This window comes from Methylobacterium sp. GC_Met_2 (genome assembly GCF_026540795.1).
Classification (GTDB): domain Bacteria; phylum Pseudomonadota; class Alphaproteobacteria; order Rhizobiales; family Beijerinckiaceae; genus Methylobacterium.
The window spans coordinates 43247-54086 of sequence record NZ_JALNUM010000030.1 but is presented as its reverse complement, the minus strand read 5'-3'; the positions used below and the strand labels follow the sequence as shown (position 1 = coordinate 54086).

Annotated in this window: 10 protein-coding genes; 9 read left to right on the top strand and 1 reads right to left on the bottom strand. The window is 68.7% G+C overall.

What is annotated here, in order from left to right; all coding sequences use genetic code 11:
* The first annotated feature begins 328 nt into the window (after window positions 1-328).
* Entirely contained in the window at window positions 329-682 is a 354-nt protein-coding gene (locus OXS49_RS12985) for a hypothetical protein (protein ID WP_056251355.1), read from the top strand.
* Between the two features lie 517 nt (window positions 683-1199).
* Here the strand turns inward: OXS49_RS12985 and arsH are convergent.
* Window positions 1200-1952 carry an arsenical resistance protein ArsH gene (gene arsH / locus OXS49_RS12980; protein WP_056251359.1) on the bottom strand — a complete coding sequence of 251 codons (753 nt, stop codon included), beginning with the start codon at window positions 1950-1952 and terminating at the stop codon, window positions 1200-1202.
* A gap of 47 nt (window positions 1953-1999) precedes the next feature.
* Here arsH and OXS49_RS12975 point away from each other — a divergent pair, with 47 nt between their 5' ends.
* The 8 genes from OXS49_RS12975 (at window position 2000) to OXS49_RS12940 (ending at window position 10790) form a co-directional block, all read left to right on the top strand.
* Window positions 2000-2347, top strand: a complete 348-nt coding sequence (locus OXS49_RS12975; protein ID WP_056251363.1) for a metalloregulator ArsR/SmtB family transcription factor — start codon at window positions 2000-2002, stop codon at window positions 2345-2347.
* The gene (gene arsC, locus OXS49_RS12970) at window positions 2347-2772 is read left to right on the top strand and encodes an arsenate reductase (glutaredoxin) (RefSeq protein WP_056251366.1); all 426 of its coding nucleotides are present in this window, start codon (window positions 2347-2349) and stop codon (window positions 2770-2772) included. The genes OXS49_RS12975 and arsC overlap by 1 nt, the downstream gene beginning before the upstream one ends.
* A 36-nt stretch (window positions 2773-2808) precedes the next feature.
* Window positions 2809-4104, top strand: coding sequence for an arsenic transporter (locus OXS49_RS12965; protein WP_056251369.1), 1296 nt, complete (start codon window positions 2809-2811; stop codon window positions 4102-4104).
* A 7-nt stretch (window positions 4105-4111) separates the two neighbouring features.
* Entirely contained in the window at window positions 4112-5275 is a 1164-nt protein-coding gene (locus OXS49_RS12960; protein ID WP_056251372.1) for an MFS transporter, read from the top strand.
* Between the two features lie 44 nt (window positions 5276-5319).
* On the top strand, window positions 5320-5715 hold the full coding sequence (locus OXS49_RS12955) for a hypothetical protein (RefSeq protein WP_056251375.1): 396 nt from the start codon (window positions 5320-5322) through the stop codon (window positions 5713-5715).
* An 82-nt stretch (window positions 5716-5797) separates the two neighbouring features.
* On the top strand, window positions 5798-6193 hold the full coding sequence (locus OXS49_RS12950) for a FixH family protein (RefSeq protein WP_056251379.1): 396 nt from the start codon (window positions 5798-5800) through the stop codon (window positions 6191-6193).
* Complete coding sequence (locus tag OXS49_RS12945) at window positions 6190-7695, top strand: efflux RND transporter periplasmic adaptor subunit (RefSeq protein ID WP_056251383.1); 1506 nt, start codon at window positions 6190-6192, stop codon at window positions 7693-7695. Before OXS49_RS12950 ends, OXS49_RS12945 begins: the two co-directional genes overlap by 4 nt.
* Complete coding sequence (locus OXS49_RS12940) at window positions 7692-10790, top strand: CusA/CzcA family heavy metal efflux RND transporter (RefSeq protein ID WP_267424626.1); 3099 nt, start codon at window positions 7692-7694, stop codon at window positions 10788-10790. Before OXS49_RS12945 ends, OXS49_RS12940 begins: the two co-directional genes overlap by 4 nt.
* Window positions 10791-10840 lie beyond the last annotated feature (50 nt).

Genomic DNA, 10840 nt, shown 5'->3' with positions numbered 1-10840 from the left:
CTAGACCGTCGTTATTCGCCCTCTTTTGCTTGTCCGATGCTGTTCAGTGGGGTATATTCTAGACTGTCGACGTATCCGTCGTCCTCGCGATGCACCACATCCTGAGCGCACCCTCCGGCCCCCGGGGTCGGGGGGTGTTATGTTTCAGGGCCCCACGTGACGTTCACCCCCTTAACGCCCCCGGTCCATGCTATCTCACATGGTTAGTCTCTCCCTCGACGTCTTCTGCGACGCGGTCGGCGCCTGGCTGTGGCTCAGGTAGGCCCAACAGGCCGATGGCTACTGGCTCGATCCGAACGCTCCGGCTCCGCCCGACGCGGCCGCTGTCTTGGCCTACGCATACGAGGCGCACCTAGCGGCCGAGGCGGGCGGCACGACGTGGGACGGCTGGGCGGTCGCCGTCAACGAGCGGGCCCTGACGCGCACGCTAAGCGAGGTCACCGCGACGCTGCTCGACGCCCGGAAGGACAGCGACCCGTGGACGTTCGCCGACGGGGTAGATCGGCCCCTCACGAACGACCGCTTGAAGGTGCTGAGCCTGCAGATCCGGAGGCACATTGGCGTCTGTCTGGCGGTCTACAACCAGGTCGCCGCCGGCATCGGCGCCGGCGCCATCACCACCGCGGAGGTCGACGGCGCCTTCGCCGACGTCGACGCGATCGTCTTGAAGGCGGCGTCGTGACCATCCCACTCCTGGCCATCCTCGCTCGCCCCCTGACCGCGTCGACCCTCTCCGAAGTGGCGGTGCTGGAGACAGCGACGCACGGGACCGTCCGGACCTGGGCGGGGTTCGTTCGGCGCAAGGCCAAGGAGGACGTGATGCCTAGCGAAATTTCTGCTCCTGACTGCGGAGCCGATCGCCTCCATCGCCGAGGCCGACGCGCCGGGCACGGACGTCGGCGACCTCGTCTACGTCTCGGGGACGCTCCACTCCGTCCGGTCCCCCTCGCTGACCGAGGCGGCATGCGGAAGCTCCAGCTGAGCCTAGTGAAGCTGACCGCCGTCGACGTTGGCGAAGGATCCGTCCACGTCGCGATCGTCGGCGCCCCGACGAGACGGCCCCCGTGGTCGCCATCGTGGCGGCCGACGTGCCCCAGCGCTCAGACTCTTGTGCTTACGGTCGTGGAGCCCTTGAAATAGGGATCGCTATCCTACCGGGCGAGGCGATGGCGTAGAAGAGGTCGGCGTGGACGTGCAGATCAGGAGAGTCGCTTCACGAACCCGATGTCGACGGCGACGGCCTTGAGCCTTTCGGGCTCGCGCTCCTTGCGTTCCGAATACCGGTCGACGAGGTAGTCGGATCGCTCGCGCGTGAGGAGCGTGAACTTCATCAGCTCCTCGCAGACATCGACCACCCGGTCGTAGAGCGGACCCGGCTTCATCCGGCCGGCGTCGTCGAACTCCTTGTACGCCATCGGAACCGAGGACTGGTTCGGGATGGTGATCATCCGCATCCAGCGACCGAGCACGCGGAGGCTGTTGACCGCGTTGAACGACTGCGAGCCGCCGGAGACCTGCATCACGGCGAGCGTCCGCCCCTGCGTCGGGCGCACCGAACCCTCCGAGAGCGGCAGCCAGTCGATCTGGCTCTTGATGACCCCGGTCATGGCGCCGTGTCGCTCGGGGCTGACCCAGACGTGGCCCTCCGACCAGATCGAGAGGTTTCGGAGTTCCTGGACCTTCGGGTGATCGGCCGTGGCGTCGTCGGGCAGCGGCAGGCCGTGCGCGTCGTAGATCCGCACCTCGCCGCCCATCGCCTCCAACAGGCGCGCGGCCTCGTAGGCGAGGAGGCGGCTGAACGAGCGCTCACGGAGCGATCCGTACAGGATCAGGAAGCGCGGGGCGTGGGTGAACGGTGTCTTCACGTGCAGGGCGTCGGTCGTCGGGACCACGAAATGCCCCTCGCTCAGGTTCGGCATTCCATCGGCGAAGGGCTGCAGGGGCTTGTCCAAGACGTTTCGTTCCTCTACGTTTCAACGATGGTTGATATATTGACATCATGATGGACGAACGGCAAGCTGTGGCGGCCTTCGCGGCCCTCGGCCAGGAGCATCGCCTGCGCATCGTGCGCCAGCTCGTCACCGCCGGGCCGGAGGGCATGGCGGCCGGCATGCTGGCCGAGGCGGTCGGCGTGTCCGGCACCAACCTGTCGTTCCACCTCAAGGAGCTCAGCCATTCGGGGCTGGTCACCTCCCGGCGGGAGGGGCGCTCGATCATCTACAGCGCCGCCTACCCGGACCTGTCCGAGCTCATCCAGTTCCTGATGCGCGACTGCTGCCAGGGACGCCCCGAGGTCTGCGCCCCGGCTGTCGCTGCCCTCGCCGCCTGTTGCACGGAGACCGCCTGATGGACGTCGTGATCTACCACAACCCGGATTGCGGCACGTCCCGCAATACCCTAGCCCTCATCCGCAACGCCGGCATCGAGCCGCACGTGGTCGAGTACCTGAAGTCGCCCCCAAACCGGACCCTGGTGCGCCAGCTTGCCGAGCGGGCGGGCGTGAAGGTCCGTGATCTGCTCCGTGAGAAGGGTACGCCCTTCGGCGAGCTCGGCCTCTCGGACCCGAGCCTGACGGACGATCAGCTTCTGGATGCCATCGGCGAGCATCCGATCCTGCTGAACCGCCCCTTGGTCGTCACCCCACTGGGTGTTGCCCTATGCAGGCCCTCCGAGGCGGTCCTCGACCTCCTTCCCGCCCAACAGGGCGAGTTCGTCAAGGAGGATGGCGAGCGCGTCGTCGACGAGCACGGGCGCCGCGTCGCTACCGCCTGACCCGCCCTGAAAGACCAAGAACAAGAAACGGTCCCGATGCTCGCCCTCGCCATCTTCGTGGTCACCCTCGTCTTCGTCATCTGGCAGCCGAAGGGGTTCGGGATCGGATGGAGCGCCCTGATCGGGGCCGCGGTCGCGCTCGCCACCGGGGTCATCCACCCCGGGGACATCCCGGTGGTCTGGCACATCGTCTGGGACGCCACCTTCACCTTCGTCGCCCTGATCATCATCTCGCTTCTTCTCGACGAGGCCGGCTTCTTCCACTGGGCGGCGCTGCACATCGCCCGCTGGGGTGGGGGTCGGGGACGGCTGCTGTTCCCGCTGGTAATCCTGCTGGGGGCCGCGATCGCAGCGGTGTTCGCCAACGACGGCGCGGCACTGCTGCTCACCCCCATCGTGCTCGCCATCCTGCTCCGGCTGAACTTCAAGCCGGCGGCGGCGCTGGCCTTCATCGTCGCCTGCGGGTTCGTCGCGGACTCGACCAGCCTGCCGTTGGTCATCTCGAACCTCGTCAACATCGTCTCGGCGAACTTCTTCGACATCTCCTTCAGCCGATACGCGGCCGTGATGGTGCCGGTGAACCTCGTCTCGCTGGCCGCGACCCTGGTGGTGCTGTGGCTGTTCTACCGGCGCGACCTTCCGGCCACGTACCCCGTGGCCGAGCTCGAAGCGCCCCGCCACGCGATCAAGGACCCGCTGGTCTTCCGGGCGGCCTTCCCGCTCCTCGGGCTGCTGCTGATCGCCTACTTCGTGACGGCACCGTTCAGCGTGCCGGTCTCGGTGGTCACTTGCGCCGGCGCACTGGTCTTGCTGGCGCTGGCCAGCCGCAGCCGCGTCATTCCCATCCGCAAGGTCCTGACGGGGGCCCCCTGGCAGATCGTGCTCTTCAGCCTCGGCATGTACCTCGTGGTCTACGGCCTGAAGAACGCCGGCCTGACCGACTATCTGGCGCAGGGGCTCGTCTGGCTCTCGGGCCATGGTCCGTTCGTCGCCACCATCGGCACCGGGTTCGCCGCCGCCATCCTGTCCTCGGTCATGAACAACATGCCGAGCGTGCTCGTGGGTGCGCTCTCCATCCAGCAGGCTCCGGATCTCTCGCCGCTGATGCGCGAGCTCATGGTCTACGCCAACGTCATCGGCTGCGACCTCGGCCCGAAGTTCACGCCCATCGGGAGTCTGGCGACCCTGCTCTGGCTGCACGTCCTCGACACCAAGGGCCAGCACATCACCTGGGGTCAGTACATGCGGGTGGGTCTGGTCATCACCCAGCCCGTGCTGCTCGTCACCCTGGCGGCGCTGGCCCTCTGGCTACCCGTGCTCGGCGCCCGGTAGCGATCCGATGGCCCCGGCGCGCCGATGGCCCGTGATCTCGGCCCTGGGCGTGGTCCAGATCCTGACGTGGGGCTCCTCGTTCTATTTGCTGTCGGTTCTGGCCGCGCCGATGTCGAAGGATACGGGATGGCCGCTGGGATGGGTCATCGGCGGCCTGTCCCTCGGTCTCCTCGTCGCGGGCTTGGCCTCGCCGCGGGTCGGCACCTACATCGGCGAGCATGGCGGCCGGCAGGTACTGGCCTTCGCGGCCGTCGCCCTCGCCGTCGGCCTTGCTATCCTCGGCCTCGCTCCGAACCTGCTGACTTACCTCGCGGGGTGGCTCCTGATCGGCCTGGGCATGGGCACCGGACTGTACGATCCCGCCTTCGCCACGCTCGGACGCCTCTACGGCGCCGAGGCAAGGCCTGCCATCACCACGCTGACCCTCTGGGGCGGCTTCGCCAGCACGGTGTGCTGGCCGCTCTCGGCCTTCCTGATCGAACAGGTTGGCTGGCGTGGGACCTGCCTCGCCTATGCCGGGCTGCACCTTTCGGTCACGCTGCCGCTCGTCCTGCTCGCGATCCCCCGGCCCCCCGCACATCCGATCACGCGACCCGCAGGCCCGAGCCCCGTCATTCGTCTCGATGGTCGGGAGCGTCGCGCCTTCCTCCTCATGGCCGGGGTGCTGACCCTTGGCGGGACCGTGATGGCCCTGGTCTCGGTTCACCTCATCACCTTGCTTCAGGCCCGTGGCGTGGCTCTTACATCGGCCGTGGCCTACGGCGCCCTGATCGGACCGGCCCAGGTGGGGGCACGCATCGTCGAGATGGCCGGCAAGGGCCGGCACCACCCGCTCTGGACCCTCACGGCGGCGATGGTTCTCGTGGCGACCGGGATCGCGATGCTGGCAGCGGGCTTGCCCGTGGTCGGACTGGCGCTCGTCCTCTACGGGGCCGGCAACGGGATCTACTCGATTGCCCGCGGCACGGTGCCTCTCGCGCTGTTCGGTCCCGAGCGCTACGCCCCGCTCGTCGGCCGGCTCGCCCGTCCGGGGCTGGTGGCGCAGGCGCTCGCGCCCTCCCTCGGGGCCGTCGTGCTGACGCAGGCGGGCGCCGACGCGACCTATGTCCTCCTTTCCGTACTCGCCCTCGCGAACGTCGCGCTCGCCGTATCCCTTTGGCGCGTCCGGTAGTCCCGTCCCTTCCTCGCCGGTCTACGATGTGGCATCGTCCGACGGTGACCTTCTGGCTCGCCCTTCGCAGGCTGCTTCCGCTCCTGGCGGTTCTCAGCCTCGCCCTTGCGCCGGTGACCGCATCCGCGGCCGCCGCGGGCATGCGCGCGCCGATGGCCGTTCAGGGTAACGTCATGGCGATGCCCGACGAGGCCATGGACGACATGGCCGGGATGGCCATGGACGAGATGCCGTGTTGCCCCAAGGAGCGGCCGGACTTGCCCGATTGCTCGAAGGGCTGCCCCTTGATGGCGCTTTGCTTGGCGAAGGTCGCCACCGGGCTGCCGGTCACCGTCGGACTTCCGGGCCGCGTTGCCGGCGTCGAGGGGCCGATCTGGGGCGTCACCGCCTCCTTCGACAGCCTGTCGCAAGGGCCGCCCACCGAGCCTCCCCGAGCCTGAACCCGATGCCGCCGGCGCCTGCGCCGGCCGATCCCGCGCGCCTGAAGGCCCGGGTCACATCGTTTTCAGGAGATCATCCACCGTGTCCAAGACATCGTTTTCACGCGCCCTGACGGCTGCGCTGCTCGGTCTCGCCCTGACCACCGCGGCCCGGGCCGACACCAAGGACTACGAGTTCCAACTGGTGAAGGACGAGGCCAAGCAGGGCGAGGCCATCCTCGACGTCCGCCTCGTCGATAAGCGCACGTCCAAGCCCGTGCCGAACGCCGTCATCTTCGCCAAGCGCATCGACATGGCGCCCGACAGCATGGAGGAGATGACCTCCAGGATCGAGCAGCTACCGTCGCCGGAGCCGGGCCTCTACCGGTTCAAGGCGAAGCTGACGATGGCCGGCGGCTGGCGCCTCTCGCTCGGAGCCAAGGTTCAGGGCGAGACCGGCACCGTCGAGAACAAGCTGGTGTTCAAGGCCACCAAGTGAGCCGGATGGCATGGCTGGCCGGGACCCTCGCCGCGCTCGCGGCGGGGGCCCTGGGGTATGGCGCGGGGCATGAGGGAAGCCCCGTGCCGGCGCTCGTCCAGCAGGCGCGGACCGGGTTCACCCACTGGCTGCCGAGCACGCCCCGGCCGGCATCCCCGATACAGGCATCGGTCGCGGCGAAGGCGACGGGACCGGTCGTCTTCTACCAGGACCCGGACGGGAAGCCGGACTACGCCTCCGAGCCGAGGCGCACGGCGGACGGTCGCGACTATCGCGCCGTCCGCGCCAGCGAGGAGGTGCGCTTCGACGAACCCGACGAGGCGGAGGCGATGCCCGACGCCGGGCACGGCGACATGGCCATGGGTCAGGCCACCACGCCTGCGGGGGCCCGCAAGGTGCGCTTCTACCGCAACCCGATGGGCCTGCCGGACACCTCGCCGACCCCGAAGAAGGACTCGATGGGGATGGACTACCTCCCCGTCTACGAGGGGGAGGACACCGAGGACGGCACCGTGAAAATCTCGCCCGGCAAGCTACAGCGCACCGGGGTCCGGACGGCGGTCGTCGACCGACGCGTCCTGTCGATGCCGGTGCGCGCGCCCGGCGCCATCGAGGAGGACGAGCGCCGGATCTCGGTCATCGCGATGCGCACCGACGCATTCATCGAGAAGGTCGAGGGCGTCACCACCGGCGACCACGTGCACAAGGGCCAGCCGCTCCTGCGCCTGTTCTCGCCGGAGATGAACGCGGCGGCTGCGCAGTACCTCACCGGCATCGGCTACGAGGGCGCCCGCCGGCGCCTGGAGAACCTCGGCATCCCGCCCGAGGTCATCGACGAGATCGAGCGATCCCGAAAAGTCCCCTCGACCATCACGTGGTCGGCGCCCCGCGACGGCGTCGTGGTCGAGCGCAATGTCTCCGACGGCATGCGCGCCAAGTCCGGCGACACGCTGTTCAAGCTCGTCGACCATTCCAAGGTCTGGGTCCTCGCCGACGTGACCGAACGCGACTTGGCGGCCGTGGCAGAAGGCCAGATGGCGACCGTGCGCGCCAGGACGTTCCCGGACCGCGTCTTCACCGGCGCGGTGACCCGGATCTACCCGCACCTCGCGATGGGGACCCGGACAGCCCGTCTGCGCATCGAAATGCCCAACCCGAACGGCGACCTGCGCCCGGGGATGTTTGCCGACGTGACGATCGCCACCGGCAGCGACAGGCCGGTGGTCGCGGTGCCCGACGACGCGGTCATCGACACCGGCACGAAACAGGTCGTCCTGCTGGACAAGGGCGAGGGTCGCTTCGAACCGCGACCGGTCAGGCTCGGCGTCCGCGGCGACGGCTACGTCGAGGTCCGCGACGGCATCGCCGCGGGCGACCGCGTGGTGACCTCGGCCAACTTCCTGATCGACGCCGAGAGCAACCTGAAGGCGGCGCTGCAGGGGCTTTCGGAGCCCAAACCCGACCCGGGCCCGCAGGCCGCCGCCGAGGGAAAGGCGCCATGATCTCCCGCCTCATCGCCTGGTCGGCAAAGAATCTGGTGCTAGTCTTGATCGGGACCGTGTTCGCGGTGGGAGCCGGGCTCTACGCCCTGAGGACCCTGCCGCTCGACGCGATCCCGGACCTCTCGGACGTCCAGACCATCGTCTACACCGAGTACCCCGGGCAGGCGCCCCAGGTCATCGAGGATCAGGTCACCTACCCGCTGACCACGGCCATGCTGACGGTGCCGCGGTCGAAGGTGGTGAGGGGGTTCTCGTTCTTCGGGGTCTCGTTCGTCTACGTCATCTTCGAGGACGGCACCGACCCGTACTGGGCCCGCAGCCGGGTGCTCGAATACCTCAACACGGTGGCCAAGCGCCTACCGGCAGGGGTGACCCCGACGCTGGGACCGGACGCGACAGGGGTGGGCTGGGTCTATCAGTACGTCGTGGTCGCCAAGGAGCGGTCGCTGGCCGAACTCCGCTCGCTCCAGGACTGGGTCGTCCGCTTCGGAGCGTCGCGTGCCGAGGGCGTGGCCGAGGTCGCCGGCGTCGGCGGCTTCGTGAAGCAGTACAACGTCGTCGTCGATCCGAACCGACTGCGGGCGCAGGGCATCACCATGTCCAAGCTCCGGGAGGCCATCAGGTCGAGCAACGCCGACGTCGGCGGCCGCACCGTCGAGTTGTCCGAGTTCGAGTTCGTCGTCCGTGGCCGCGGGTACCTCAAGAGCGTCGCCGACATCGGGAGCATCGTCCTGAGGACGGAGGCGGGCACACCCCTGCGGGTGAAGGACGTCGCCCGGGTCGAGCTCGGTCCCGACGAGCGCCGCGGCATCACCGAGATGAACGGGGACGGCGAGGTCGCCGGCGGCATCATCCTCCAGCGCTTCGGGGCGAACGCGCTCGACGTCATCGCGAGCGCCAAGGCGCGCCTCGCCGAAGTCGCCGCCAGCCTGCCGAAGGGCACCGAGATCCTGCCCGTCTACGACCGCTCGCACCTGATCGAGGCGGCCATCGAGACCCTCAAGGGCACCCTGATCGAGGAGAGCGCCATCGTCGCTCTCGTCTGCGTCGTGTTCCTGCTCCACGTGCGCAGCGCGCTGGTGGCCATCCTGATGCTGCCGGTCGGCATCCTGATGGCGTTCGCGGGCATGAAGGCGCTGGGCTTGGGCGCCAACATCATGAGCCTGGGCGGCATCGCCATCGCGGTCGGCGCCATGATCGACGCCGCCATCGTCATGATCGAGAACGCCCACAAGCACCTGGAGCGGGCGGACCCCGGCAAGCCCCGGGTCCAGGTCCTGATAGAGGCCGCCTCCGAGGTCGGTCCCTCGCTGTTCTTCTCGCTCCTCATCATCACGGTCAGCTTCCTGCCCATCTTCACCCTGGAGAGCCAGGAAGGGCGTCTGTTCGGGCCGCTGGCCTTCACCAAGACGTTCGCGATGGCGGCGGCGGCGGTGCTGTCGGTGACGCTGGTTCCGGCCCTGATGGTCCTGTTCGTGCGCGGCCGCATCGTGCCCGAGCACCGCAATCCGGTGAACCGGCTCCTGATCTGGCTCTACCGTCCCATCATCGCCGGCGTCCTGCGGGCGCGGGTGCTGACCATCCTGATCGCGCTGGGCGTTCTAGGCGCCTCGGTCTGGCCGGCCCTGCAACTCGGGTCCGAGTTCATGCCCGACCTCGACGAGGGCACCCTGATGTACATGCCGACCACCCTGCCGGGCATCTCGGTGACCAAGGCCGGAGAGCTTTTAGGGAGACAGGACACCATCCTGAAGAGCTTCCCGGAAGTCCTGTCTGTGTACGGCAAGGCGGGCCGGGCCAACACGGCCACGGACCCGGCGCCCTCCGAGATGTTCGAGACCATCGTCAACCTGAAGCCGAAGGCGGAGTGGCGCCCGGGCGTGACGTTGGCGAGCCTCAAGGCCGAGATGGATGCCGCACTCCAGTTCCCCGGTGTCTCCAACGCCTGGACCCAGCCGATCCGCGCCCGCATCGACATGCTCGCCACCGGCATCCGAACCCCCGTCGGCATCAAGGTGCTCGGAACCGACCTCGCCGAGATGGAGAAGGTCGCCCGCCGGGTCGAGGCGGTGGTGAAGGCGGTGCCGGGCACGTCGAGCGCCTATGCCGAGCGCGTCCAGGGCGGGTACTTCCTCGACATCACGCCGGACCGTGAGGTTCTGGGCCGCTACGGCCTAACGGTCGGCGAGGTTCAGGACGTCATCGCGATGGCGCTCGGCGGTGAGAGCGTGACCAACACCGTCGAGGGCCGCGAGCGCTACACCGTGAACGTTCGCTACCCGCGCGCCTTCCGGTCGAGCCCACAATCCATCGCGACCGAGGTGCAGGTACCCATCGCGGGCGGAGGCACGGTCCCCTTGGGCGAAGTCGCCAAGGTCGCGCTGGCCCGGGGGCCGACCCAGATCCGGACCGAGAACGGGCAACTCGCGGTCTTCATCTACGTCGATGTCACCGGGCGCGACCTTGGCGGCTACGTGGCCGAGGCGCGAGCGGCGGTGGCCGGCGAGGTGAGCCTGCCGCCGGGGACCACCCTCCAGTGGAGCGGGCAGGTCGAGTACCTCGACCGCGCGACGGCCCGGCTCAAGATCGTGGTGCCCCTGACCCTCCTGACCGTGTTCCTGCTGCTCTACCTGAACTTCCGGCGCCTGACCGAGACCCTCATCGTGATGCTGTCGCTGCCCTTCGCCCTGGTCGGCGGCGTCTGGCTGATGTGGTGGCTCGGCTTCAACCTGTCGGTCGCCGTTGCCGTGGGCTTCATCGCGCTCGCCGGGGTCGCCGCCGAGACCGGGGTGATCATGCTGGTCTACCTCGACCATGCGCTGGCCGAGGTCCGGACGGAGTGCGAGAGGGAGGGCCGGCCCCTATCGCGAAATGACCTGAGGCGGGCGATCATGGTCGGCGCGGTCGAGCGGGTGCGGCCCAAGATGATGACCGTGGTCGCCATCATGGCCGGGCTGTTACCCATCCTGTGGAGCACCGGCTCGGGCTCCGAGGTCATGCAGCGCATCGCGGTGCCGATGATCGGCGGCATGGTGTCGTCGACCGTCCTGACCCTCGTCGTGATCCCGGCGGTGTACGGGCTGGTGAAGGGATAGGGACTGCCGAGATCCGACATGCGGCCGGAACCCGTCGAGGGGCACACGAT

Bases quoted from the DNA above. Each gene is read 5' to 3' on its own strand.
- OXS49_RS12940 (WP_267424626.1), top strand. From the start codon at position 7,692: ATGATCTCCCGCCTCATCGCCTGGTCGGCAAAGAATCTGGTGCTAGTC.
- arsC (WP_056251366.1), top strand. From the start codon at position 2,347: ATGGACGTCGTGATCTACCACAACCCGGATTGCGGCACGTCCCGCAAT.
- OXS49_RS12975 (WP_056251363.1), top strand. From the start codon at position 2,000: ATGATGGACGAACGGCAAGCTGTGGCGGCCTTCGCGGCCCTCGGCCAG.
- OXS49_RS12960 (WP_056251372.1), top strand. From the start codon at position 4,112: ATGGCCCCGGCGCGCCGATGGCCCGTGATCTCGGCCCTGGGCGTGGTC.
- OXS49_RS12965 (WP_056251369.1), top strand. From the start codon at position 2,809: ATGCTCGCCCTCGCCATCTTCGTGGTCACCCTCGTCTTCGTCATCTGG.